At 43.2% G+C, this 25,985-nt stretch carries 21 protein-coding genes; 14 read left to right on the plus strand and 7 right to left on the minus strand.

All coding sequences use genetic code 11. The features are described from left to right. Positions 1–186: 186 nt before the first annotated feature. The 4 genes from C5470_RS11850 to sbcD all read right to left on the minus strand — a co-directional run bounded on the left by C5470_RS11850 (position 187) and on the right by sbcD (position 8,285). Positions 187–813 (minus strand): tail fiber assembly protein, encoded by a 627-nt coding sequence (locus C5470_RS11850; protein ID WP_166289166.1) that lies wholly within the window; start codon positions 811–813, stop codon positions 187–189. 2 nt (positions 814–815) lie between these two features. Beyond that, on the minus strand, positions 816–1,805 hold the full coding sequence (locus C5470_RS11855) for a phage tail protein (RefSeq protein WP_166289169.1): 990 nt from the start codon (positions 1,803–1,805) through the stop codon (positions 816–818). Between the two features lie 1,561 nt (positions 1,806–3,366). After that, the gene (locus C5470_RS11860) at positions 3,367–7,053 is read right to left on the minus strand and encodes an AAA family ATPase (RefSeq protein WP_166289172.1); all 3,687 of its coding nucleotides are present in this window, start codon (positions 7,051–7,053) and stop codon (positions 3,367–3,369) included. Beyond that, positions 7,050–8,285 carry an exonuclease subunit SbcD gene (gene sbcD, locus C5470_RS11865; RefSeq protein ID WP_166289175.1) on the minus strand — a complete coding sequence of 412 codons (1,236 nt, stop codon included), beginning with the start codon at positions 8,283–8,285 and terminating at the stop codon, positions 7,050–7,052. The genes C5470_RS11860 and sbcD overlap by 4 nt, the downstream gene beginning before the upstream one ends. A 261-nt stretch (positions 8,286–8,546) precedes the next feature. Here sbcD and phoB point away from each other — a divergent pair, with 261 nt between their 5' ends. From phoB to brnQ, 3 genes are all read left to right on the plus strand, one after another. Then, positions 8,547–9,236, plus strand: coding sequence for a phosphate regulon transcriptional regulator PhoB (phoB, locus tag C5470_RS11870; RefSeq protein ID WP_166289178.1), 690 nt, complete (start codon positions 8,547–8,549; stop codon positions 9,234–9,236). A 23-nt stretch (positions 9,237–9,259) separates the two neighbouring features. Continuing rightward, positions 9,260–10,597, plus strand: coding sequence for a phosphate regulon sensor histidine kinase PhoR (gene phoR / locus C5470_RS11875; RefSeq protein WP_166289181.1), 1,338 nt, complete (start codon positions 9,260–9,262; stop codon positions 10,595–10,597). A gap of 349 nt (positions 10,598–10,946) precedes the next feature. Continuing rightward, positions 10,947–12,275 (plus strand): branched-chain amino acid transport system II carrier protein, encoded by a 1,329-nt coding sequence (gene brnQ, locus C5470_RS11880; protein WP_166289185.1) that lies wholly within the window; start codon positions 10,947–10,949, stop codon positions 12,273–12,275. A 139-nt stretch (positions 12,276–12,414) separates the two neighbouring features. On the opposite strand, the gene ggt is transcribed toward brnQ, so the two are convergent. From ggt to C5470_RS11895, 3 genes are all read right to left on the minus strand, one after another. Beyond that, positions 12,415–14,178 (minus strand): gamma-glutamyltransferase, encoded by a 1,764-nt coding sequence (gene ggt, locus C5470_RS11885; protein WP_166289188.1) that lies wholly within the window; start codon positions 14,176–14,178, stop codon positions 12,415–12,417. A 222-nt stretch (positions 14,179–14,400) separates the two neighbouring features. Next, positions 14,401–15,003 (minus strand): peroxiredoxin C, encoded by a 603-nt coding sequence (locus C5470_RS11890; protein WP_166289192.1) that lies wholly within the window; start codon positions 15,001–15,003, stop codon positions 14,401–14,403. A 157-nt stretch (positions 15,004–15,160) separates the two neighbouring features. Then, a complete protein-coding gene (locus C5470_RS11895) occupies positions 15,161–15,781 on the minus strand; it encodes an acyl carrier protein phosphodiesterase (protein WP_166289195.1) in 621 nt (206 codons plus the stop codon). Between the two features lie 105 nt (positions 15,782–15,886). Here C5470_RS11895 and queA point away from each other — a divergent pair, with 105 nt between their 5' ends. From queA to pgpA, 11 genes are all read left to right on the plus strand, one after another. Beyond that, complete coding sequence (queA, locus tag C5470_RS11900) at positions 15,887–16,954, plus strand: tRNA preQ1(34) S-adenosylmethionine ribosyltransferase-isomerase QueA (RefSeq protein WP_166289198.1); 1,068 nt, start codon at positions 15,887–15,889, stop codon at positions 16,952–16,954. Positions 16,955–17,014: 60 nt separating this feature from the next. After that, entirely contained in the window at positions 17,015–18,139 is a 1,125-nt protein-coding gene (tgt, locus tag C5470_RS11905; protein ID WP_166289201.1) for a tRNA guanosine(34) transglycosylase Tgt, read from the plus strand. 94 nt (positions 18,140–18,233) lie between these two features. Continuing rightward, on the plus strand, positions 18,234–18,566 hold the full coding sequence (yajC, locus tag C5470_RS11910) for a preprotein translocase subunit YajC (protein ID WP_046973801.1): 333 nt from the start codon (positions 18,234–18,236) through the stop codon (positions 18,564–18,566). Positions 18,567–18,593: 27 nt separating this feature from the next. Then, positions 18,594–20,441 (plus strand): protein translocase subunit SecD, encoded by a 1,848-nt coding sequence (gene secD / locus C5470_RS11915; protein ID WP_166289204.1) that lies wholly within the window; start codon positions 18,594–18,596, stop codon positions 20,439–20,441. A gap of 10 nt (positions 20,442–20,451) precedes the next feature. Next, positions 20,452–21,420, plus strand: a complete 969-nt coding sequence (gene secF / locus C5470_RS11920) for a protein translocase subunit SecF (protein ID WP_166289207.1) — start codon at positions 20,452–20,454, stop codon at positions 21,418–21,420. A 114-nt stretch (positions 21,421–21,534) separates the two neighbouring features. Continuing rightward, positions 21,535–21,984, plus strand: a complete 450-nt coding sequence (nrdR, locus tag C5470_RS11925) for a transcriptional regulator NrdR (RefSeq protein ID WP_166289210.1) — start codon at positions 21,535–21,537, stop codon at positions 21,982–21,984. Positions 21,985–21,990: 6 nt separating this feature from the next. Next, positions 21,991–23,100, plus strand: a complete 1,110-nt coding sequence (ribD, locus tag C5470_RS11930; protein WP_166289213.1) for a bifunctional diaminohydroxyphosphoribosylaminopyrimidine deaminase/5-amino-6-(5-phosphoribosylamino)uracil reductase RibD — start codon at positions 21,991–21,993, stop codon at positions 23,098–23,100. Between the two features lie 127 nt (positions 23,101–23,227). Continuing rightward, positions 23,228–23,698, plus strand: a complete 471-nt coding sequence (ribH, locus tag C5470_RS11935; protein ID WP_166289216.1) for a 6,7-dimethyl-8-ribityllumazine synthase — start codon at positions 23,228–23,230, stop codon at positions 23,696–23,698. 26 nt (positions 23,699–23,724) lie between these two features. Beyond that, positions 23,725–24,141: a transcription antitermination factor NusB gene (gene nusB / locus C5470_RS11940; RefSeq protein WP_021323465.1), complete on the plus strand. Its 417-nt coding sequence runs from the start codon at positions 23,725–23,727 to the stop codon at positions 24,139–24,141. Between the two features lie 102 nt (positions 24,142–24,243). Beyond that, a complete protein-coding gene (gene thiL, locus C5470_RS11945; protein WP_166289219.1) occupies positions 24,244–25,233 on the plus strand; it encodes a thiamine-phosphate kinase in 990 nt (329 codons plus the stop codon). Further along, positions 25,226–25,717 carry a phosphatidylglycerophosphatase A gene (gene pgpA, locus C5470_RS11950; protein WP_166289222.1) on the plus strand — a complete coding sequence of 164 codons (492 nt, stop codon included), beginning with the start codon at positions 25,226–25,228 and terminating at the stop codon, positions 25,715–25,717. The genes thiL and pgpA overlap by 8 nt, the downstream gene beginning before the upstream one ends. Positions 25,718–25,985: the final 268 nt, after the last annotated feature.

A 25,985-nucleotide genomic window follows, 5' to 3' on the forward strand; every position in this document is an offset into this window, starting at 1 on the left:
CTGATATTATGGGCTATTTTTAGCCTGTCATGGGTTGCCAGTCCCAATAACAGGCAATAAATTTCTGTGGGGTTATTTTCAATGCCGACCTTTTGCGACACCCTCTTTACGGCGGGGAGCAGTCACCGTAAAATGCTGTAAGTCCTCGCCTGGTGCGAGGACAGGATGGGGAAGCAGTCGCTGCTATTATTTTTGCGGCTTTTCAGGCCAGTTAATATCGGGTGCCGATGAAATATCAACCCGACTTAATAATACCAGATACTTTTTCCAACTCAGCAGTAACGCTTTTTCAGCTTCCGATGCCATTTCAGTTTCAACGGCATATTGCAGCACAGTCATAACTTCATTGGCTTGTTGGCGAAAAGCGGCACTTTGTTGTTCTGCCTGCTTAATTTTACTGGCCTTTTGCGCTTCAACGTCTGTTACCCATTTTTCACCATCCCACTTATCAAACTCGGTAGCCGGTTGCTTGAATGTTAATGTTTCTGGTAATTCACCCACTTCAGCCACTTCTTGTTGTGCACCTGTTTGCGTGTTGTAAGCTATTTTCCCGCGGTGGTCAGGTATAATTTCCCAATAACTTTCGTCCTCACTGCGGCGCACTGCCATATTATCAGCATCTGGAAGGTCTGGCGCGTCAAGATAAGAATGTGCTGACAAACCTACACCTTCTGCAACATATTCGAAATCAGTCCCAGTGAATTCTCTCGAATAAGTATTAGCATGATAAACCTTTATCCAGCCGGCTTGAGTCGCTAAACCGTCTTCACCTAATATAGCAGTTTCTGAATCTAAGATATCTTCTTGTGTCATTATTATTCCGCCTTTACGATATAGTTAAATGCAATATTGCGAGGTCTTGTTTCGTGACTTGTCCTGGCTACCCGGGACGCATCAAATATGGTTTTAAGGCCATCTGCATTATTATGGGCTCCTCCAATTACCCAGCCTCCTCCTCCATTACCAAAAACGCCTTGGCTGGTGACAGCTATTTCATTATCGCCTTGAAATGAGCCTTTTAAATCTTGTAGTGCATCATTCTGGTTTGTCAGAAGTATTCGACCCTTATCCACTCCTCTACCATCATCCCAGCCACGAATAAACTCGCCTCTTAAATCGGGTAATCTACCGCCAGGATAAGCTTCCGCTAACTTTGGGTACTGTGATTTATTAAAAGCTGAACCATTACAAGTGAAATAGCCTATAGGTGGTTGAGGCAATGACCAGGGAATAGGAGCACCAACAGGAACTTCACTGGTTGTTTTAATCAGTTTATCTACCTCTGCTTTTGTATATACTTCTGTCCGAGTATATGCCCCCACATCACTTGCATTCAGATTAATATCCGCAGTCAACGCCTTGCCATTTATTTTACGGCTATTGAGTACTTTGCCATCAATATTTTCACGCAATGAATTAAAGATTTCATGAACTAGCTTTTGTGTCACTGCCAATGTGTCACTATCACCCAAAATATCGGTAAGTTGAACAGTGCCTTTTTGTGTTAATGAGGCACTGGGAATTTCTGTTGTAATTTTTTGCTCTAACGCTCGATTTAATTGGGCAGTGAGTTTAGCTATATCACCATCATCCAGAACATCATCGCCAGATTGTGTGGCAATAAAATTAGCTACAACAGAGGCTATTGTTGATGATTGGCGTAATACCTTATTTAATACATGGGTGGAGATATCATTTTGTGGAAACCCAGTCCGAATATTTTGACTTTCTTCATATCTTTCTTGACTCACTACATTAGCATTATCACTAATAGAAAAAGCCTTAAAATCATTTTTTTGGCTCATGTGTTCCTCTTGAATTAAATAACGTTCCTATGTAATAAATATATTAAATTATCGTAAAGGTGATTTGTCTCAATTGGTACTGATTATAGTATAGTTCAGAAAAATAATAATGGAGTGTTTTTATAACTTACAAGGTTAATTATTTTTGTATAAGCGGCGTTAATGTCTGCGAACTATTTTAAATATATTTCCTCTGGAGGTTTTTTATATTTCATGATGTTACTGTGACTCAATGAAAAAATTCATATAGCAATAAATCTAAAATCTGAAAAATGTTTTAAATGAAATGGAGGAATGATTGGGATAAATGCTTATTAAATTATGTAAAATAATATTTTGATATTCTTTTCTGATTTTATTCTTAATAATTTCATCAATAGCTTATTCAAGCTCACTAAAGTCTTTCAGCATATTTGTGTTTCGCTCAAAAAGCCTCTAGCTGGAAGCATACAGGCCAGCCAAATTTCCTTCGCCGCCTTTTCAACTCATATACCAGAATATCGCTCTCTAATACCTCTGTATTCGCGCTTTTTAAATAATTATGGTCGGTTAGGTAAATGTAAAATAAGCGAAATATAGAATCGCTGATAAATGGATTAAACATGGCACGGTAAACGATGATTTTCGATTAAATGCGATTAACTTTTCTTCTGATAAAAAGTTGTATTTATTGAGTTAAATCCGCCTTGATATAAAGTCTTTAATATTTCTGTATTCTCGCTTTTAAATGATTATGGTAAGTTAGGTAAATGTAAAATAAGTGGAATATAGAATAGTTGATAAATGAATTAAATATATCAGGGTAAACAAAGTGGGATCCGGCCGAGCCAGTTCTGAGTTTTATGATGGGCAGGTTTTAAACTATTATTAAAAGTCATTATTTTAACTTATGGTTTTTATCGATATAAAGTTTTTACCGATTTTAACACCGGCTTATTATTAAATTTAATCATCATCGAATATCGTGTTTTACTTTTAACGAAAGCTAATCATACTCGTTTTTTATCTTTACTGATGCTGTTTTACTGGCAATCCAAAGCGATTTTCATTGGTCACCGACATTTATTTTTTCTTCATAAATCAGTAAGTAAATGGCTTGATGAGATAAAAATACCCCTTGTTGTTTTTTCGGATCATCATTACTCCTTTTTCAGTGCTTAAATCCTGCCAAATTAATCGTTTTATCCCTTTTTTTAATTGCGTTATTTTTAGGGTTTTCTCCGTAAAATAACCGGCGAGAAAACGTTTTAATACCTATCTGTTCGGATAATATTCTTTTACGTGTGGATTTCTTTTCAACTCGAGATTAATGGTTGATGGTTTTCGATTAAATGCGATTAACTTTTCTTCTGAAAAGTTGTATTTATTGAGTTAAATCTGCTTTGATATAAAATCTTTAATACTTCTGTATTCATGCTTTTAAATGATTATGGTAAGTTAGGTAAATGTAAAATAAGCGGAATATAGAATCGCTGATAAATAAATTAAACATGGCAGGGTAAACAAAGTGGAATCCTGCCATAGCGCTCTCATTTTGGTGATGGCTTTTTATTATTTTCCGCTATTGTTTGTTATAACGAAACTCAGGTGAGAGTTTACTTATTCCAAGTCCATTAATTTTTTTAACCTTAATCTGTACCGGGATCCGTTCTTTCATGGCTTCGACGTGGCTTATAACACCAATGGTTTTCCCAGAAGCATTCAGATGGTCCAGAGCGTCGAGTGCAATATCAAGAGTTTCTGGATCAAGTGTGCCAAAGCCTTCATCCAGGAACAGTGAATCAATACAGGTTTTATTGCTGACTAAGTCAGACAAAGCTAAAGCCAGAGCGAGGCTGACCAGAAAACTTTCACCACCGGAAAGCGTTTTGGTATCACGAATGGCATCGGCTTGCCAGGTATCAACGACTTGCAGTTCAAGACCATCGCTGTTTTTGCGTTGTAAATAATAGCGTCCGTGAAGTTTTCTCAGCCGTTGATTGGCAAGATGAACCAGATGATCCAATGTTAACCCTTGGGCAAAACGGCGGAATTTAGCGCCATCGGCTGAACCAATCAGATTATTCAGGTAACTCCAGTCATCATAATTTTGTTGGCAATGGCTGATTTCTTCCAGCAAGGATTTTTGCTGTTGGCGACGTACTGCGTCATTACCAAGCAGGTTTCTCAATTCTCCTTGTTGTAAGGTGTTTCTTTTTAGCTCATCAGTGATGTTTTCCAACTGTTCAGTCAGTTGTGGTTTTGTATATTGAGTAAGTAACTCAGGGCGATTTTTCAGATGTTGTTGCAGGGCTTCTGCTGCTTTTTGACACAAGGCTTTGACCTGTATCTGTTGTTGTTCGAGCTGTTCTTTGAGTTGTTGCAACGCTTTACGTTGCTCTGGTGATAATAGGGCGGCTTCAAAGGTACTCTGATCGGCAAATATGCTTTTTGCTAACGCAGAGTTGAAATTCTGTTCTGCCAGCTGTTTTTGTTGTTCAGCTTGTTTGCTGTTTTTTTCTGTCTCATGAATTGCGCCGGTAAGCTGGTTGATACTGGATTGTGCCTGTTGCAGAGATGACAGTATCTGTTTGTACTCTTCTTCCAACTGCTGAGATTGTTGCTGTAATGCCTGAGTAATTTTCGCGACCAACTGTTCACCAAATAGTTTTTGGCGCTGCTGTTGCGTATCTGCGAGTTGCTGTTTCTGTTGTTGTTCTTTTTGATTAAATACGTTTAAACGGGATGCATATTCTTCTTTTTGTTTACTCAGTGATTCAATCTGGTTTTGAACGATGGCTTGTTCTTTTTGAATCTGTTGCCAATTTTCACGGCAGTTTTGATATACCTGCCACTCATTTCTACGTTGTTGCAGCCAGTTTTCAGCATCATTCAGGATCGGCAGTGATAAATCATATTCCTGTAATTCAGAAGTCATTTTTTCGATAATATCAGCCAGCTTACTCTGTTGTTGCTGTATCTCTGGTTGCAGTTCAGACAGGTGTTTTTTCAGGGCATTGTATTGTTGTTTACTCAGTTCAATGCCTTGCTCAATTTTTTTAATCTGTTCTGTATGTACTGTTAGCGCTTTTTCTGTTTTTTGATGTTCTTTTTCTGCCAGTTCGAACTCGGCTAATTGGGCCAGACAAAGCTGATAAGCCGATTGGTTCTGTTGTACAAATGCTTCAAGCGCCGGTTTATCTGAAGGAGAAATTTCAGTTTGTAATGTTTCGCAAGTTTGCTGCCATTGTTGAATTAATGAATTCAATTGTGGTTCAGCATCAGTGATTTCTTGCGAAATATGGTTGTATTGTTGCTGTTGAAACTCGTTTTTATTAAATAACGATATTCTGGTAGCTTGTAGTTCTTCAAATTCTTGACGCAAATCTTTTAGCCGTTGTTCTGATTTTGGCAATTCAATCTTTTGATAAGCCTGAATAGCAGGGTGATGTTCAGAACCGCAAAGTGGACAAGGAACACCTTCTTTGAGTTGTGCGCGTTCTTTTTCCAGGCTGGCGATTTTTTGTTCTAACTGAATGCGTTGAGAAAGATCTGCTAAATGTTGCTGTTTGTCTGAGAGTTGTTTATCAATAGTTTCAATTTGAACAGGAAGTTCCTTTAATAATTTTTCCGGTTGTTGTAAACGAACACGATTACTGGCAATCGTGGTTTGTAATTGCAGGATCTGCGGCGACAGTATTTCCAGTCTATGTTGCAGTGGCAGTTGTTCCTGATATTTAGTTAATTGTTTTTGTAATCTTTCCGGCGAATATTGTTTTTGCAGATTAAGAAATTGTTGCTCTGCTTGTTCAAACGCCAGTTTCAGCGGTTGGTTATGTTCAATCTGTTGTTTTAGGCCTGCTTCTTGTTTATTCAGGTCATCATTAAGTTGGGTGATTTCGGCGTTGAGCTTGTCAATTTTCTGATTTTGGTGATCAATCTGTTGTTGTTGCTCTTGCCACCAAGAGAATCGGTGTTGCCAGAAAGCAATTTTTTCACCGAAATATTGATGGTAAGTCTGCTGTTCGAAATAGTTTTCCAGTTGTTTTCTTTGACTGGTTAATGATAGGGCGTGTTGGTTTGCCGCGTCATATTGCTGCTCATTGTTTTCAAACGTTGTTTTCTGTTCGCTGATTTGTTGCTGAGTAAGATTAAGATCTTTAATCTGACCATCAATCTGCTGATCCAATGGGATCACCTGTTCTGATATCAGTTTTTCTTGTTGTTGCCGGTGTTGTTGATGTGCTTCTCTGGCAGAGTCTGCATTAGTCACTTTTTGTTGTATCGGTGTGAGTGTTTGCTGCTGCTGTTGAAATTGCTGGCGCATATCTTCCAACTGCTTACTGATTCTCTGATGCTCATGTAGAGTTCGGTTCTTTTCATCCAATAATGGACGAAGTATTTCTGCTGGTTCGCTGTTGGTCAGTTTTTGCAGTTGCGGCTCTGCATGGGTAAACGTGTTTTTTGCTTGTTGCAAAGCAGCATGATTTTCAGTAGCAACTTGTTGAAGTTCTTCCTCACGGATCAACCATTGATCCGAATGTTGCAGGGTTTTTATCTGCTGATTCAGTCGTGATTCAGAATCAACGAGTTGTTGCTGTTGCTCGAGATATTGTTGATGCTGCTCTTCCGTTAGCAAATCAATAGCAAAGCTTTTGGCTTGCAGAATACCCAGTTCTGACTGGGCTTCTTTATGTTGCTGGTAAATTTGCTGGGATAAAGTACCGTAAATTTCAGTACCGGTTAATTCTTCTAATAAATCAGCCCGTTCATTGGGTTGGGCATTGAGGAAAGCAGCGAAGTCGCCTTGGGATAACAGCATGGATTTGGTGAAACGACCGTAATCCAATCCGGTAATTTCGATAATTTTCTCTTTCTTATCCTGGATCTTATCTGCCAGAATTTTGCCGTTGCTGCTGAATGCGAGTTCCACTTTCGGGGCTTGCAGATTGCCGTCCGGCTGGTTGCGCGCTCGCCGTTGGCTCCAGAAAGCGCGGTAAGCGACACCTTTCACTTCAAACTCAACCTCAGCCAGGGATTCTGCTGTGTGGCGGGTCATCAGCTCATTTTGTGATGCCGAAACTGTCAATCGCGGTGTTTCGTGATAAAGAGCAAGGCAGATGGCATCCAATAATGTGGTTTTACCCGCACCGGTAGGGCCGGTTATTGCGAACAGACCACTGCTGGCAAACGGTTCTGTTGTGAAATCAATTTTCCATTCACCTTGTAATGAATTAATGTTTTTCAGCCGCAGACTCAGAATTTTCATGCCTGTTCCTCCTTGTTTTTATCCTGATAGAGATTATTCAGTGTTTGTTCGAAAAGGGTGGTCAGACGTTTTTTGTGTTCTTCATCTTCAAGTTCTGATTGCTCAAGCCGCCGGGTAAAAACCTCATTAACGCTGAGTTCTGTCAGGGTTTCTCTGTTTTCTTGTACCTGCATATTGTGCCGTTGTGTTTTACTACGCCGCAGCAGAATGACTTCGACAGGAAGTTTTGTAACCATTGATTGAATTCTTTTTTGGATATCGTGGAGGTAATCTTGTGTGGCAACTTCAATATCCAGCCAGACGGGTCGCTCACCTTTATAGTCATTAAACGTTTGTAACTGTTGTTCAATTTGTTGCAGATTACCCCTGATAAGTTGTATAGGCTGATATTGAGGAATGGGTAAAAGTTTAATGGATTCCAATTTGTCTTGGGTAAATTCCACTAAACAGACACTTTTCTCCTGCCCGACTTCATCAAAACTGAGTGGTATGGGGGAACCGCTGTAGCGAATATGTTCAGATTTGGCGACGAGTTGCGGCCGGTGAATATGCCCAAGTGCAATATAGTCCGCCGGTGGGAAAGCTTGCGCTGGGAAGGCATCAAGTGTACCAATATAAATATCCCGGACTGAATCTGTGGCAGAGGCGCCAACGGTGGTTAGATGCCCGGTGGCAATAACAGGTAAGGGTAAATTCAACTCATCACGTAATTTACATGCTTGCTGATAGAGTCGATCATAGTGTTCTGCAATCGCTTCCTGTAATGCCAGTTGTTTTTGTTCTCCTGACTGGCCCGACTGGCTGGTCATAATATCTCTTGGTCGCAGAAAAGGGATTGCACAGAGGATGGCGCCGATATTGCCTTCTTTGGTATTGAGCACTTTTATTTGTTTTTGTGGATCTTCGTCAGCATTCGCAATGACGGTGGTATTCAGGCAGGAAAGCAGTTCCTTTGATTCATTCAACGTTGCCACGGAATCATGATTACCACCCAAGATAATTAACTGACAGCGAGTAGGTTGCAGTTCAACAACAAAGCGATTATATAACTCGCGGGCGTAACTGGGCGGCGAGCCGGTATCAAATACATCTCCGGTAACAATTAATGCATCGACCTGGTAATTTTCAACCTGTTTAATCAGCCAACGCAGAAAATGTTGATGTTCAGCAGCCCGGCTTTTTGTGAAAAAATATTGACCAAGATGCCAGTCCGAAGTGTGAATAATACGCATAGTGCCACCGCAATGGGTTAAAGTGAATGTTGATTATAATGGCTATATTCTGGATGTCGCTTGTAAATCCGCTTTCGTGAATATATTTCCGAGTTGCCTCGCATTCATAATGAAATATGACAGTTGTTTAAATTAATTATTGCGAAACAGTTTGCAGGTGAAGGATAACCGAGGCAGGATTTCATAAATCTGTCATAAAGCTGACGCATAATGCTTTTCAAACTCAGTCGCGTTTTTCTCAATATATTAACAGGATTAACCATGACAAGACGTATTCTGGTCGTTGAAGATGAAGCTCCAATTCGTGAGATGGTCTGTTTTGTACTGGAAAAAAATGGCTATCAGCCGGTAGAGGCGGAGGATTATGATTCCGCCTTGGCATGTTTATCTGAACCCTATCCTGATTTGGTGTTACTGGATTGGATGATCCCCGGTGGTTCCGGTTTGCAGATAATCAAGCAAATGAAACGGGATAATAATGTCCGTGATATTCCGGTGATGATGCTGACGGCACGTGGTGAAGAGGAAGATCGGGTTCGTGGCCTCGAAGTCGGGGCAGATGACTATATAACCAAGCCTTTTTCTCCTAAGGAACTGGTTGCCAGAGTCAAAGCGGTATTGCGGCGTATTTCGCCTATGGTGATGGAAGATATCATTGAAATGGATGGCTTGATTTTGGATGCCACTTCTCATCGCGTGACCAGCCAGGATCTGGCTCTGGATATGGGACCGACCGAATTTAAATTACTTCATTTCTTTATGACTCATCCTGAGCGGGTCTACAGCCGTGAACAGTTGCTCAATTATGTTTGGGGAGCCAATGTTTATGTCGAAGACAGAACTGTCGATGTCCATATTCGCCGTTTACGTAAAGTATTAGAGATTGGTGGTCATGATAAAATGGTGCAGACCGTTCGTGGTACTGGTTATCGTTTTTCTACCCGTTACTGAGTTTGCGCACCGGAGAACCTGATGTGTTAGAACGTTTATCTTGGAAAAAACTGGTTTCAGAACTGTTTCTTTTTTGCTTGCCTGCATTAATTCTGTCGATGTTTGTTGGTCATTTATCCTGGTGTTTGTTTGCTGCGGTATTTTTGGCGCTGATATGGCATGGCTATAATTTGCTGAAACTTTCGGATTGGTTATGGTTAGATCGCAGTATGTTGCCACCGCCGGGAAGAGGCGGGTGGGAGCCCATTTTCTACGGCATTTACCAGATGCAGCAACGGAACCGGAAACGGCGTCGTGAACTGGCGCTATTGATCAAACGGTTTCGTAGTGGTGCTGAGTTATTGCCAGATGCTATTGTTATGATGACAACCGAGGGTAATATTTTCTGGTGTAACCGTTTGGCCCAGTATTTATTGGGGTTCCGTTGGCCTGAGGATAATGGTCAACCTATTTTTAATTTACTTCGCTATCCTGATTTTAATCGGTATATGCTCTCCAGGGATTTTGCACGCCCGTTATCAATAGAATTAAATAATGGTTTTACTGTTGAGTTTCGGGTTATGCCGTACTCTGAGGATCAACTATTAATGGTTGCCAGGGATGTGACACAGAAACGGGCCCTGGAAAATGCCCGCCGTGACTTTTTTGCGAATGTCAGCCATGAAATGCGTACCCCTTTAACTGTATTGCAGGGTTATCTGGAAGTTATGCAGGATCAGGAGGTGTCTGGTTCGCTGAGTAATAAGGCACTGAATACGATGCAGGAGCAAACCCGGAGGATGGATAGTCTGGTGAAGCAATTGTTGCAGCTTTCCAAAATCGAAGCTGCTCCTCAGATTGATATAAATGAAATAGTTGATGTGCCTCTGATGCTTAAGGTATTGCGTCAGGAAGCCGCTGCGCTTGGTAATGAATGTTATAAAATTAATTTTGATATTGGTGAACAACTGAAAGTTTTCGGCAATGAAGAGCAGCTTCGTAGTGCAATGTCTAATCTGGTTTATAACGCGGTTAATCATACCCCGAAAGGCACGCAGATTGATGTCAGTTGGAAAAAGAACTCCCACGGTGCCGAGTTTATCGTGAAAGATAATGGACCAGGTATCAGTGCAGAACATTTACCCCGTTTGACCGAACGTTTCTATCGGGTAGATAAAGCACGCTCCAGACAAACGGGTGGAAGCGGCCTTGGCCTTGCTATTGTTAAACATGCCTTACATCATCATCATTCCCACCTTGAAATCGCCAGTGAAATAGGACAAGGAACAACTTTTAATTTTACTTTACCGTCAAGATTGATTGTACCGGATAGAATAACCAGTAAAAGAGATAAGAATAGTTTGATTAAAAGTAATAATTAATCTTCGCAATTAATTATTAGCTTTACAGGTTAAAAAAAACGCAAATCATATAGTGTGTATTCAATGATAGCTAACAGCAATCACTAGTTTTGAAAAAGAGTGCAGTATATAACTCTGCATTTTGGTTTATCTATTGCCTTCTGGTACTATAAAAGTTTTACTTGTGGGCAGTTGCTGGCGATTCTATCTATGATAACCATAATAATTCTGTATTGGACAGATATCAGTGAGTATCATTTTGATAATAAATCGTTAAATTAGGGTTCGATATTGCCAATGTGGGGTTAACTATTGGTAGTATTTATATTATTCAAGCCATTAAAATGGTAATAAAACATTAATAATCATTATGACACATCGTTTATCATCTAAGGATATTTTGGCATTAGGGTTTATGACCTTTGCCCTGTTTGTCGGGGCGGGAAATATTATTTTTCCTCCTATGGTGGGATTACAATCGGGTGAATATGTTTGGGTGGCTGCGTTAGGCTTTCTAGTCACTGCGGTTGGTTTACCAGTAATTACAATTATCGCGTTGGCAAAAGTAGGCGGTGGTATTGAAGAGCTGAGTTCACCTATTGGTAAGGCTGCGGGTTTGCTGCTTGCGGCGGTTTGTTATCTGGCTGTTGGCCCTTTATTTGCAATTCCACGTACGGCAACGGTTTCTTTTGAAGTGGGTATTGCTCCCCTTGCCGGTTCAGGTCAATTACCGCTCTTTATTTACAGTCTGATTTATTTTGCCCTGGTGATTGCTGTCTCGCTGTACCCTGGTCGTTTACTTGATACTGTTGGGCATGTGCTGGCGCCTATTAAGATGCTGGCGTTAGGTATACTGGGTGTTGCCGCTTTACTTTGGCCCGCAGGTACCTCAATGCCTGCAATTGATGCTTATCAGCAAATCCCATTCTCCAGTGGTTTCGTTAATGGTTATCTGACGATGGATACCTTGGGCGCTATGGTATTTGGTATTGTTATCGTTAATGCGGCGCGTTCAAGAGGTGTTGCTTCATCGTCATTGTTGACCCGTTATGCAATGTGGGCTGGGATGATTGCCGGGCTTGGTCTGGTGCTGGTTTATCTGTCTCTGTTCAAATTGGGTTCTGGCAGTGGATCACTAATTCCTCATGCGGAAAATGGCGCTGTAATTTTGCATGCCTATGTTCAGCATACTTTTGGTGGTGTTGGCACTCTTTTCCTTGCTGCGTTGATTTTTATTGCCTGTATGGTAACTGCGGTTGGATTGACTTGTGCGTGTGCTGAGTTTTTCAGCCGTTATCTGCCTTTGTCTTATAGTTCATTGGTTCTGATCCTTGGTTTGTTCTCCATGCTGACGTCTAACCTTGGTTTGAGTCATTTGATCAATATTTCTATTCCGGTGCTGACTGCGATTTATCCACCTTGTATCGTTTTGATTGTTCTGAGTTTTACTCTGCGCTGGTGGAATAATTTCAGTCGTATTTTGGCTTCGGCTATGTTGATCAGTCTGCTGTTTGGTATTTTAGATGCTATCAAGTCATCAGAAACTCTGGTGTATTTATTACCAAACTGGGCAACTCGTTTACCATTGGCCGATCAAGGATTGGCTTGGTTAGCACCATCTCTGCTGGTTCTGGTTGTGTTTGGTGCTTATGATCGAATTTGGGGACGTCCTAATACACGAGAAAGTCAAAGTCATTAGTAATGGCGGTCTGTTTATTTGACTGTTCGTCATTGCCAGATGGTTAGAGAAAGCGCGGAATGGAGTGTCTGAGAAAGGTATTCCATCCCGCTATTTTGGCCTTCTTTTATATATTGCTGGCTTCCTGAACTATCTATTATTAGTAACCAATGGCAGCGCCTGCCGGGCGTCGAACATCATTGGCGCCGTAGAAATAGTTTTCACGAACTTGACCAGATACGGCAGCATCATTACCCGAATGGCCTGCATTTGAAACGCCAGCGGCTTTTGGTAAACCAACCATAATTAACTCGGCTGCTCCCCACGGTGTTTGTTCCACCATCTTATATCCCATTTTTTCCAGTAAATTCAGTGAGTCTTTAGAAACACCACGTTGTTCATAATAAACTTCATCTGGTAACCATTGGTGATGAATACGGGGGCTATTGACTGCTTCCTGAGGAGGCATACCGTGATCAATGATGTTTAAGGCCGTTTGCAGAGTGATAGAGATAATACGGGAGCCACCGGGTGAGCCCAGAACAAGGAATATCTTATTGTCTTTAGTGACGAGTGTCGGGCTCATTGATGATAGTGGACGCTTACCGGGGGCAATAGAGTTAGTCGCACCTTGAACGAGTCCATACAGATTCTTTTCCCCAATTTTTGTTGTGAAATCATCCATTTCATCATTAAGGAAGAAACCGGTTCCAGGTGCGATAACGACAGCACCAAAAAGCCCATTGATTGTATAAGTGGTTGAAACTGCATTACCTTCTTTATCGACAATAGAATAGTGTGTGGTTTCTGGTTTCTCGTGTGGTTCAATACCCGGCTGAACATTTTCTGATGATGTTGCTTCCCCTGGTTTTATTTTTTTACGCAGAGATTCGGCATAGCTCTTACTCAGTAAACGATCGATTGGGTTTTTGACAAATTCCGGATCGCCAAGGTGAGTATTTCTATCCATATAGGCATGACGCATTGCTTCTGTCAGTGTGTGAATGTAATCAGCAGAGTTGAACCCCATCTCTTTTAGGTTGTAGCCTTCCAGAATATTCAGGGTTTCACACATTGTTACCCCTCCTGAACTGGGTGGCGGTGAAGAGATAAATTTATAACCGCGATAGCTACAGGTGACGGGGGTTGTTTCTGAGATCTTATAATTGGCAAAATCGGCTTCGGTAATAATGCCGCCTGATTTTTTAGCTGCTTCTGCGACTCGTTTAGGAATATCTCCATGATAGAACGCTTCTTGTCCTTTTTTGGCAATTAATTCCAGTGTATTTGCCAGATCGGCTTGTATCAACTTGTCGCCCGGTTGATAAGGGGAACCATCTTTACGCAGGAAAATGCGGGCTACTTCTGGATCGTTGCGGAAACGTTTGATTGATGTGTCCAGAATGTCTGTGTCTGCACGGGTCAGTATATAACCTTCACGTGCCAGTTTAATTGCTGGCGCCATGACCTGTTTACGGCTCAATTTGCCATATTTTTTTAGGGCACTGTCCAGTCCCATCACGGTTCCGGGCACTCCGGCAGCTCGGTAGCCATATAAACTGGCGCCTTTAATAATGTTGCCTTCTTTATCCAGATACATATTGGCACTTGCCCCATTTGGCGCAGTTTCGCGGAAGTTAATAAAAGTATCTGTGCCATCGGCCAGATGAATTGTCATAAAGCCGCCGCCGCCGATATTGCCGCAGCATGGGTTTACAACGGCCTGGGCATAGCCAACAGCAACAGCTGCATCAATAGCATTTCCACCTATTTTGAGGATATCTACACCAACTTGTGAAGCAAGATGTTGGGCCGAGACAACCATGCCATTCTTAGCTTCAACGGCGGGTTCTGAAGCGGCATAAAGATGAGAAGAGATGAGTAAGGATATTATTGCCAGTGGTGTTTTCCATGTTTTTAACATGTTGTGAACTCCTGTCGTTTTGCGGGGTGATTTTTATAAAGTGGAAGTGCTTGTTTTATTTACACGAATTTTAATGTTAACCAATTGTAAATTTAATTATAAGAGGTGATAGTTATTGGTAAGGTTTATTTTTTGTGCGTGAGGTTGCAAAACGAGGAATTTTAGCGATAAAAAAACCAGTTGGCAGAAACCAACTGGTCTGAATATGGGTAACGTTTCAGGTTACAGTTTAGATGCGTTCTGAGACAGGTATTTAGCTACGCCGTCTGGGGATGCGCCCATACCTTCTTTGCCTTTTTCCCACTGCGCAGGGCATACATCGCCGTGCTCTTCGTGGAATTGCAGTGCGTCAACCATACGCAGCATTTCGTCAATGTTACGACCCAGTGGCAGATCGTTAACAACCTGGTGACGAACAATGCCGTTTTTATCGATCAAGAAAGAACCGCGCAGAGCTACACCCGCATCTGGGTGCTCAATGCCGTATGCTCTTTGAATTTCACGTTTAGTATCGGCAACCATTGCATATTTAACTTCGCCAATACCACCGTTATCAATAGGAGTTTTACGCCATGCGTTGTGGACAAATTCAGAGTCGAAAGAAACACCGACAACTTCAACGCCGCGTTTTTTGAACTCTTCGTAGCGGTGGTCGAATGCGATCAGCTCAGAAGGGCATACGAAAGTGAAGTCCATTGGCCAGAAGAAGATAACGGCAGGTTTACCGTTCAGGTGTTTTTTCAGGTTGAAATTCCCAACTATTTCGCCGTTGCCAAGGACAGCTGCTGCTGTAAAGTCAGGGGCTTGACGAGTTACCAGAACCATGAGTTACTCCTGTAGTTTTAACTGGGGTTTATGTGAAAATTGGATGTAGAATAAGGAATTAGCGTACATCAATAAAGGGTAAAATACTAATTTTTGCAATAGATTTTACCTATCAATACCTTATTTTTATTTTCTTTACTGTAACGCTTTACCTGCGTTAATTGGGTAAGGTTTCCAGTTTCATTTGGGAAAGGTTATAAAAATCTTTATTTTCCGCTTTTTCCATCATGTAGGGATAAAATTGCCAGAATAATGCTTCAAGGTCAGAATAATGTTGTTCTATATCCTGAAATGATCCCGATAAAGCAGATAATCTGGGATGTCTTCGGGCCATACCATTTAATACATTTGAGATAAATGTAAGATCCGCATAGCGGATCAACCAATTTTGTGACCATAAAAACGCATTCATTTCCTGAAATTTTTCGGGAGTTTTATAAAGGTGGGGTTCTATCTGATTGCGGGCACGGTGAATAAATGCCGGTAATGAGTAAGCGGGAACCAGTTTATCCCAATATCGGGAAAGGAAGTGATCCCAAATAATATCTAATGTAATTGGCGCAACTCGTCGATATTGGTCACTGAACAGGTGACGAGCTTGAGTAACCAACGGGTGGGTATCTGTTAATACATCAACCCGTCGATGCATGCGAATGCCTGCAACTACGTCAGCGCTGTATTGCCCCTCTGGATTACCGCGAACAAAATCCGCCATCAGGTTCCCTAACAGGGAGCTTTCAGCCAGAGTAGCTAAATGAAGGTGAGCGAGAAAATTCATCCGGCGATTATAATATAAATCAGCGAAGTTATGTGCTTATTTGTTGCACCCTTAGAGCTGCGGCACTAGACTAGTCCGCCTGTTTTTTCTGAATGATTAAATACAATGCGAGTTTCCGATTTTACTTTTGAACTTCCTGACGAAATGATTGCTCATTACCCTCAAGAGCAACGCAGTGGTTGCCGTCTGCTTTCCCTTGATGGTGAAACAGGGGCGTTAACGCATGGTGTTTTTACGGATGTTCTTGATAAGCTGAATGCCGGAGATTTGTTGGTTTTCAATAATACCCGAGTCATACCCGCGCGTATTTTTGGCCGGAAAGCCACCGGCGGTAAACTGGAAGTTCTGGTTGAGCGGGTGTTGGATGATAAGCGAGTACTTGCACATGTGCGCGCTTCCAAAGCGCCAAAAGTGGGCTCAGAGCTGTTGCTAGGTGACTGTGAGAACGTTAAAGCGACGATGCTGGCCCGCCATGACACGCTGTTCGAAATACGTTTTGATGATCCGCGTGATGTGCTGTCCATTCTGGATGATGTCGGCCATATGCCTTTGCCGCCTTATATTGATCGTCCTGATGAAGAGGCGGACCGCGAGCTGTATCAAACGGTATACAGTGAACGCCCAGGCGCAGTAGCCGCGCCAACGGCGGGTCTCCATTTTGATGAGCCATTATTGGAAGCCCTGCGTGAAAAAGGGGTGGCAATGGTTTTTGTTACCTTGCATGTAGGGGCCGGTACTTTCCAGCCAGTGCGTGTGGAAACCATTGAAGACCATATTATGCATGCTGAATATGCTGAAGTGCCGCAGGATGTGGTTGATGCTGTCCTGGCATGTAAGGCCCGGGGTAATAAGGTTGTCGCTGTCGGAACAACGTCAGTCCGCTCGTTGGAAAGCGCAGCAAGAGCTTGCCAGGATGGGTTAATTGCGCCATTTTTTAATGATACGCAGATTTTTATCTATCCGGGTTTTGAATATCAGGTTGTTGATGCGCTGATTACCAATTTCCATTTGCCGGAATCGACACTTATTATGCTGGTTTCTGCATTTGCTGGTTATAAAAATACTATGAGCGCTTATAAAGAGGCGGTGGCAGAAAAATACCGTTTCTTTAGTTACGGTGATGCCATGTTTATTCGCCGTAATCCTTTGGCTTGCAAGGAAAAAGTTTCTTAATTTATTGTAATTAATGTATGAAATCAGCATCAGACTGTTTATCTGGTGCCTGGAGGTTAAGTGAAATTTGAATTACAAACTACTGATGGTAAAGCTCGGCGCGGCCGTCTGGTTTTTGAACGTGGCGTTGTGGAAACGCCGGCATTTATGCCTGTGGGGACTTACGGCACAGTAAAAGGCATGACACCGGAAGAAGTGAAAGAAACCGGGGCGCAAATTCTGCTTGGTAATACTTTCCACTTGTGGCTGCGTCCAGGGCAGGAAATCATGAAACTTCATGGTGACTTGCATGGATTTATGCAATGGCATGGCCCAATTTTGACGGATTCAGGCGGTTTTCAGGTATTCAGTCTTGGCGCGATGCGTAAGATCAAAGAGGAAGGTGTACACTTCCGCAACCCAATTAACGGTACGCCTGTTTTCCTTAGCCCGGAAAAATCAATGGAAATCCAGTATGACTTGGGTTCTGATATTGTGATGATTTTTGATGAATGTACGCCATATCCTGCTGATTGGGATTATGCGAAACGTTCGATGGAGATGTCCTTGCGCTGGGCAGCTCGCAGTCGTCAGCGTTTTGATGAATTACAGAATAAAAATGCTTTGTTTGGTATTATTCAAGGGAGCATTTACGAAGATTTACGTGATATCTCAGTAAAAGGTCTGGTAGAGATTGGTTTTGATGGGTACGCTGTAGGCGGTCTGGCGGTTGGGGAGCCTAAAGAAGATATGCACCGTATTCTTGAACATGTCTGCCCGCAAATCCCGCAGGACAAACCGCGTTATCTGATGGGGGTGGGAAAGCCAGAAGATTTGGTGGAGGGGGTTCGTCGTGGCATTGATATGTTCGATTGTGTAATGCCAACCCGTAATGCCCGTAATGGTCATCTTTTTGTCACCGAGGGTGTCATTAAGATCCGTAATGCTAAACATAAAGAAGATATTTCACCGTTGGATGAGCAATGTGACTGCTATACTTGCCAAAATTATAGTCGGGCGTATTTGCATCATCTTGATCGTTGTAACGAAATTCTCGGTGCAAGGCTGAATACTATCCATAATTTGCGGTATTATCAGCGTCTAATGGCTGGGATCCGTAAAGCCATCGAAGAAGGTAATCTTGAACAATTTGTTGAAGATTTTTATCAGCGGATTGGTAAACCCGTTCCGCTATTAAATATTTGACTTAATTGGTGATTGACTGACCTCAGTGTGTATAGCATATTGCGGTTGTTTTTTTGATTACTATCGATTTTGATAACAATGAGGGAAAAGTTTAATGAGTATTATTTCTGAAGCAACGGCATCTGCTGGCGCACCGGCGGCTCAGGGAAGTCCATATTCTCTGATCATCATGCTGGTTGTTTTCGGTCTGATCTTCTACTTCATGATCCTGCGTCCACAACAGAAACGTACGAAAGAACATAAAAAACTGATGGATTCTATTTCCAAAGGTGATGAGGTTCTGACCAATGGTGGTTTGATTGGTCGTGTAACTAAAGTTGCTGATACGGGTTATGTTGTTTTAGCACTGAATGACACCACTGAGGTGACTATTAAACGTGATTTCGTCGCTGCCGTTTTACCGAAAGGTACAATGAAGGCTCTGTAATTTCTGATTTTCCCGAAGGGAACTGCCGTGCTAAACCGTTATCCTTTGTGGAAGTATCTGATGCTGATCGCTGCGATCCTCATCGGTTTGCTTTATGCACTTCCCAACCTTTATGGTGAGGATCCGGCTGTACAAATCACTGGCGCGCGAGGCATTGCCGCCAGTGAGCAAACGCTGGACCAAGTCCGTAATGTTTTAGAGAAAGATCAAATCACGAGTAAATCTATTGCGCTGGAAAATGGTGTAATTCTTGCTCGTTTCAATAATTCTGATATTCAGCTTCGTGCCCGTGAAGCCCTGATGTCTGCATTAGGCGATCAGTATGTGGTGGCATTGAATCTGGCGCCAGCAACACCAACCTGGCTGGGTAAGATTGGCGCAGAGCCAATGAAACTGGGTCTTGATCTGCGTGGTGGTGTGCACTTCCTGATGGAAGTGGATATGGAAACCGCATTAGGCAAACTGCAAGAGCAGAATATTGATGGCCTGCGTACTGATTTACGTGAAAAAGGTATTCCTTATTCCACTGTCCGCAAAATTGATAATTACGGTGTAGAGCTCCGCTTCCGTGATGAAAAAGCCCGTTCTGATGCGGAGAGCTATCTTACCAATCGTCACCGTGATTTAGTGTTCAGTGTTGGAGCTAATAATACCCTGAAAGCGGTGATGAGTGATGAACGTCAACGTGAAGCCCGTTCTTATGCGGTACAGCAAAATATTACCATTCTGCGTAACCGCGTTAACCAACTGGGGGTGGCCGAACCGTTAGTTCAGCGTCAAGGTGCTGACCGTATCGTGGTGGAGTTACCGGGTATTCAGGATACTGCCCGCGCTAAAGAAATTCTTGGCGCGACAGCAACCCTGGAATTTCGTTTGGTCAATACCAGTATTGACTCTACTGCGGCTACATCAGGTCGTGTCCCGGGTGATTCTGAGGTGAAAAATACCCGTGATGGTAGCCCGGTTGTGTTATATAAGCGTGTTATTCTGACCGGGGATCATATTACAGATTCAACCTCTGGTACGGATGAGTATGGTAGTCCGGAAGTGAATATTTCACTGGACAGTGCCGGTGGCACCGCGATGTCTAATTTCACAAAGGATAACGTTGGTAAACCAATGGCAACGCTGTTTGTGGAATATAAAGACAGTGGTAAGAAAGATGCTAATGGTCGGGCTGTGTTAGTCAAAAATGAAGAAGTGATTAACATCGCCAATATTCAGGTTCGTCTAGGGAGTCATTTCCGTATCACCGGTATTTCTAATGCAACTGAAGCCCGTCAGTTATCCTTGCTGCTGCGTGCCGGTGCTCTGATCGCACCGATTCAGATTGTGGAAGAACGTACCATTGGGCCAACCCTTGGCTTGCAAAATATCGAGCAAGGTTTGGAAGCCTGTTTGTGGGGGCTTATCGCATCAATTTTGTTTATGGTGATTTACTACCGTAAATTCGGTTTGATTGCGAGTAGCGCGCTGCTGGCGAACCTGGTGCTGATTGTCGGTGTTATGTCTCTGTTGCCGGGGGCTACGCTCACTATGCCGGGGATTGCGGGTATTGTTCTGACGCTGGCGGTGGCAGTCGATGCTAACGTACTGATCAACGAACGTATCAAAGAAGAGCTGCGTAATGGCCGTACCATACAGCAAGCGATACATGAAGGCTATAAAGGCGCTTTCTCCAGTATTATCGACGCCAACCTGACTACGCTGATTACTGCGATCATTCTTTACGCTGTTGGTACAGGGTCAATTAAAGGCTTTGCGATAACAACGTCAATTGGTGTCGCCACTTCTATGTTCACCGCTATTGTAGGTACCCGGGCTATCGTGAACCTGCTATATGGCGGTAAGCGTATTAAGAAGCTGTCAATTTAAGGAGCTCGTTGTGGCACAGGATTATACTGTTGAACAATTGAACTACGGTCGTAAAGTCCATGACTTTATGCGCTGGGACAACGTTGCTTTCGGAATTTCGTTGCTGCTGTTAGTGGCTTCTGTTTTTGTGATGGCAACCCGTGGGTTTAACTGGGGATTGGATTTTACTGGTGGAACGGTAATTGAAATTAAACTCAGTAAACCGGCTGATCTGGATAAGATGCGTGATAGCCTGGCGAAAGCGGGTTTTGAAGATCCTCTGTTGCAAAATTTTGGTAGCAGCCGTGACGTGATGGTGCGTATGCCACCGCTGATGGGTGCTGCGAATGAGGAATTGAGTAAGAAGGTTATTAAAGTCATCAATGACTCCGTTGATAAAGATGCGAGTGTAAATCGTGTTGAAATTGTTGGGCCAAGTGTCGGTGCTGAACTTGCCCAAAATGGGGCGATGGCGCTATTGGCGGCGCTTATCTGTATCTTGATTTATGTTGGGTTCCGTTTTGAATGGCGTCTGGCGTTGGGGGCGGTTCTTGCGCTTGCGCATGACGTCATCATCACGCTCGGGGTTCTGTCGTTGTTTCATATCGAGATTGACCTGACAATTGTGGCGTCGCTGATGTCCGTTATCGGTTACTCATTGAATGACAGTATTGTGGTTTCTGACCGTATCCGTGAAAACTTCCGTAAGATCCGCCGGGGTACGTCGTATGAAATTATGAACGTCTCTTTGACGCAAACACTGAGCCGTACCATCATGACTTCTGCGACCACCTTACTGGTTGTGCTGATGCTGTATATTTTCGGTGGTGCAATGCTGAAAGGCTTCTCGCTGGCGATGTTAATCGGTGTTTCTATCGGTACGATATCTTCTATCTATGTTGCTTCCGCATTGGCGTTGAAACTGGGTATGAAGCGCGAACACATGATCCAGCAAAAGGTTGAGAAAGAAGGGGCTGATCAGCCATCTTTATTGCCTTAATTATTCTGCCTTAATGCTGTTCAAACACCCTGTGAGTATCCAGCTGGCAGGGTGTTTTTTGTTTAGATTAAGGTAAACTGTAAACTGAGTTCGGACTAACCATCAGGAAGAGATATGCATTGCCCATTTTGTGCTGCTGTTGATACCAAAGTGATTGACTCCCGTTTAGTGGGGGATGGCTCGCAGGTGCGCCGGCGTCGCCAGTGTCTTGAGTGTCATGAACGATTTACCACTTTTGAAATGGCTGAGTTAGTTATGCCGAGAGTGATAAAAAGTGATGATATCCGGGAGCCATTCGATGAAGAAAAACTGCGCCGAGGTATGCAAAAAGCTCTGGAGAAACGTCCGGTTAGTTCTGATGATGTAGAAGTCGCGATTAGCTGTATTAAATCTCAGTTACGTGCTACCGGTGAACGGGAAATTCCATCTAAAATGGTTGGTAATCTGGTAATGGATGAATTGAGGAAGTTGGATAAAGTCGCCTATATCCGTTTTGCTTCCGTCTATCGCAGCTTTGAGGATATTCGTGAATTTGGCGAAGAGATTGCTAAATTACAGGATTAATAAGTAGTGAATAACGATGAAAAATATATGACGCGTGCTTTCGAATTGGCGCGTCAGGGATGTTTTACCACATCACCTAATCCTAATGTCGGTTGTGTGATTGTGAGTGATGGGCAGATTGTTGGGGAAGGTTTTCATTTACGTTCTGGTGAGCCACATGCTGAAGTCCATGCTTTGCGCATGGCCGGAGATAAAGCCAAAGGGGCAACGGCTTATGTCACTCTTGAGCCATGCAGCCATCACGGTAAAACACCGCCTTGTGCCGATGTCTTGATTGCTGCCGGCGTTAGCCGTGTGATTACCGCTATGCAGGATCCTAACCCGCAGGTCGCGGGAAGAGGGTTTTATAAGCTACAACAGGCGGGTATTGAAGTCGAACATGGGCTGATGATGGAGGCGGCGGAATCCCTCAACAAAGGGTTTTTGAAGCGGATGCGTACAGGTTTTCCGTATATTCAGTTGAAGATGGCGGCTTCTCTTGACGGACGAACTGCGTTGGCTTCTGGAGAAAGCAAATGGATTACCTCATCTCAGGCTCGTTATGATGTGCAGAAATTCCGTGCTCAGTGCAGTGCGATTCTGAGTTCCAGCAGTACTATTCTGGCTGATGATCCTGGCCTGACTGTTCGCTGGAATGAACTGGATGCAGAAACTCAGGCGGTTTATCCTAAAGAAACTCTTCGTCAACCAGTGCGTGTTATTGTTGATAGTCAGAACCGTGTTACCCCGCAGCATCAGGTCATACAACAACCCGGCCATTGTTGGCTTGCTCGTACTAAAGCAGATGAACATAACTGGCCTGAAAATGTGGAACAGATACTGCTGCCTGCTCATAATGCTGGTGTAGATTTAGTGTTACTGATGATGCAATTGGGTAAACGTCAGATTAATACGGTCTGGGCCGAATGCGGTCCACTGTTGGCTGGTGCATTACTGACTTTGGGGCTGGTAGATGAGCTGATACTTTACGTTGCGCCAAAAGTCTTGGGTGATACTGCTTGTGGCTTGTTTACCATTCCTGAACTTAAAAATCTGGCGGATGCACCGGAATTTAACATTTTTGATGTACAGCAAGTTGGGCCTGATCTTCGTCTGTGTCTGCGGCCTGTATACTGACTGAATGTGTGAGTGTGGGTTAACCCGCTTGTTTTTTATGCTCTGTTGCTAAATCGGCAGGCGCGGCTAACGAAAGAATATGATAGAATCCGCCCCCCCGCGGATATGAACAGATATAAGGAAGGCTATGAACGTAATCAAAGGTATTGTTGCAGCTCCACAAGCTCGTGTGGCGATTGCCATTGCACGTTTTAACAACTTCATTAATGACAATCTGTTGGAAGGTGCGGTAGATGCGCTTGAGCGTATCGGTCAGGTTGCCTCAGAAAATATCACTGTTGTCTGGGTTCCTGGTGCATATGAATTACCGTTGACGGTAAAAACATTGGTCGAAACCCAAAAATATGACGCAGTTGTCGCGCTGGGTACTGTTATCCGTGGTGGTACCGCTCACTTTGAATACGTTGCTGGTGAATGCAGTTCCGGTCTGTCTAATGTAGCAATGACCAGTAAAATCCCAGTAGCATTTGGTGTTCTGACTACAGAAAGCATTGAACAGGCGATTGAACGCGCGGGAACCAAGGCGGGCAATAAAGGCGCAGAAGCTGCATTAACCGCACTGGAAATGATCAATGTAATTAACGCCATTAAAGGCTGATTTTAGTTTTAATTAAGGGGAATCTTGTGAAACCTGCTGCTCGTCGTCGTGCTCGTGAGTGCGCTGTTCAGGCTATATACTCATGGCAATTATCTGGCAATGACATTGCTGACGTTGAATTACAGTTTCTGTCGGAGCAGGACGTCACTGGTGTTGACGTAACCTATTTTCGTGAATTGCTGTCAGGGGTAGCTGTGAACGCGGTTAAACTGGATGCTTTGATGGCTCCTTATCTTTCCCGTCAGCTTGAAGAGTTAGGTCAGGTAGAAAAAGCCATTTTGCGTGTTGCTATGTTTGAACTAAGTTATCGTGATGATGTCCCTTATAAAGTGGCTATTAACGAAGCTATCGAATTGGCGAAAGTCTTCGGTGCTGAGGATAGTCACAAATTCGTGAACGGGGTACTGGATAAATCTGGCCCAGCAGTACGCAAGAAAAGATAATTCTCACTGCTTACCGGGTTTTTCCCACCGTAGACGATGATTTGTAAGGCCGGGATACCGGCCTTATGTTCATAATCGTCAGTAATTTTTTGGGATTTTATTATGGCATGTGGCGAATTTGACCTCATTGCGCGTTATTTTGGTCGCCAGGTAACTAACCGGCGTGACGTAAATCTGGGTATTGGTGATGACTGTGCGCTGATGACGCTGGCCGATAAACAGCAGTTAGCTGTCAGCACGGATACCCTGGTTTCAGGTGTTCATTTCTTACCTGATATTTCTCCTGAAGATTTGGCTTATAAATCTCTGGTGGTGAATCTAAGTGATCTGGCCGCTGTCGGTGCTGATCCTGCTTGGCTTTCACTTGCGTTGACATTACCAGAAATAGATGAGCGTTGGCTAAGTGGTTTCAGTGACAGCCTCTTTGAACAATTACGTTATTACGGCATGCAGCTTATCGGTGGTGACACCACCCGTGGTCCGATGAGCCTGACGTTAACGATTCACGGTCTGGTTCCCGCAGGCAGAGCATTGCGGCGTGCCGGCGCAAAAAATGGCGATTGGATTTATGTGAGTGGTTCGTTGGGTGACAGTGCGGCAGGTTTGGCTCTGTTACAAAACCATTTGCAAATTTCTGATCCGGTGTCTCGTGATTGGCTAATTCAACGTCATCTCCGGCCGCAACCTCGTATTTTGCTAGGGCAGGCATTGCGTGACCTGGCAACGTCAGCAATTGATTTGTCTGATGGCTTGATTTCCGATCTGGGACACATATTGAAAGCCAGCCGATGTGGAGCCAGAATAAATCTGGATGCAATCCCTTACTCTGGTGCAATGAAACAATATGTTGAACCACAACAGGCGCTTATGTGGGCTTTGAGTGGTGGGGAGGACTATGAATTATGCTTTACTGTCCCGGAAAGGAATCGCGGCGCGCTGGAAATCGCTTTGGCTCATACCGGTGCCAGTTTTAGCTGTATCGGGCAGATTATGCCGGAATCAGAAGAGATTCGTTATTACAGCAAGAATAAAGAGATTAAATTGGATCTGAAAGGGTTCGATCACTTTATTACCGAGGAAGCACATGAATGAGGCAAAACACCGTTTACGGATGAGTAATCCCTGGCATTTATTAGCGACGGGGTTTGGTAGTGGGCTATCGCCGGTAGTGCCGGGAACAATGGGGTCTGCTGCTGCTATTCCATTCTGGTTATTATTGATGCAGTTTCCAGAATGGATTTGCTGGTTGGTTATTATTGCAGGAATGTTGTTCGGAATAATGATTTGCCAGCGTACTTCTGACGATATGAAAGTTCATGACCACGGTAGTATTGTCTGGGATGAATTTATCGGTATGTGGATCACATTGATGGCAATTCCTGTAGTTAACTGGCAGTGGGTTTTAATGGGATTTATTGTGTTTCGTATTTTGGATATGTGGAAACCATGGCCTATTCGCTGGTTTGATCGTTATGTTCATGGCGGATTAGGTATCATGTTAGATGATATTATCGCAGCTGTATTTTCTTTCGCTATTGTTTGGTTACTGGCGTTTTATCAGATTTTGACTTTCTGATGTGCGGTGCATTTGATTATTAAGTCTATTTACGGTTTTTATAAATCGACTGGGTATAATATTTGGGTGCATATCGAGCAAAAGAGGGATAGGGTCTGCCTCTACACCAAATTGTTCCATTGGGCTCTCCCATTTTTCAGCGGGATTATGACGAAGGCTTTCTAGCCCTTCTAACATTTCATGGGTGAAGCCTGTTCTTCAATACTTCGTCACTAATACCAAGTGATATTTCATCTTGTAGACACCGTGATAATGTGATTTCATTAGT

The organism is Photorhabdus stackebrandtii (assembly GCF_011189495.1).
GTDB classification, from domain to species: Bacteria; Pseudomonadota; Gammaproteobacteria; order Enterobacterales; family Enterobacteriaceae; genus Photorhabdus; species Photorhabdus khanii.

Coding starts and splice junctions, on each gene's coding strand:
- sbcD (WP_166289175.1), bottom strand. CDS start 8,285: ATGCGTATTATTCACACTTCGGACTGGCATCTTGGTCAATATTTTTTC.
- ribH (WP_166289216.1), top strand. CDS start 23,228: ATGAACGTAATCAAAGGTATTGTTGCAGCTCCACAAGCTCGTGTGGCG.
- C5470_RS11890 (WP_166289192.1), bottom strand. CDS start 15,003: ATGGTTCTGGTAACTCGTCAAGCCCCTGACTTTACAGCAGCAGCTGTC.
- yajC (WP_046973801.1), top strand. CDS start 18,234: ATGAGTATTATTTCTGAAGCAACGGCATCTGCTGGCGCACCGGCGGCT.
- pgpA (WP_166289222.1), top strand. CDS start 25,226: ATGAATGAGGCAAAACACCGTTTACGGATGAGTAATCCCTGGCATTTA.
- thiL (WP_166289219.1), top strand. CDS start 24,244: ATGGCATGTGGCGAATTTGACCTCATTGCGCGTTATTTTGGTCGCCAG.
- C5470_RS11860 (WP_166289172.1), bottom strand. CDS start 7,053: ATGAAAATTCTGAGTCTGCGGCTGAAAAACATTAATTCATTACAAGGT.
- ggt (WP_166289188.1), bottom strand. CDS start 14,178: ATGTTAAAAACATGGAAAACACCACTGGCAATAATATCCTTACTCATC.
- nrdR (WP_166289210.1), top strand. CDS start 21,535: ATGCATTGCCCATTTTGTGCTGCTGTTGATACCAAAGTGATTGACTCC.
- C5470_RS11895 (WP_166289195.1), bottom strand. CDS start 15,781: ATGAATTTTCTCGCTCACCTTCATTTAGCTACTCTGGCTGAAAGCTCC.
- C5470_RS11850 (WP_166289166.1), bottom strand. CDS start 813: ATGACACAAGAAGATATCTTAGATTCAGAAACTGCTATATTAGGTGAA.
- brnQ (WP_166289185.1), top strand. CDS start 10,947: ATGACACATCGTTTATCATCTAAGGATATTTTGGCATTAGGGTTTATG.
- C5470_RS11855 (WP_166289169.1), bottom strand. CDS start 1,805: ATGAGCCAAAAAAATGATTTTAAGGCTTTTTCTATTAGTGATAATGCT.
- phoB (WP_166289178.1), top strand. CDS start 8,547: ATGACAAGACGTATTCTGGTCGTTGAAGATGAAGCTCCAATTCGTGAG.
- queA (WP_166289198.1), top strand. CDS start 15,887: ATGCGAGTTTCCGATTTTACTTTTGAACTTCCTGACGAAATGATTGCT.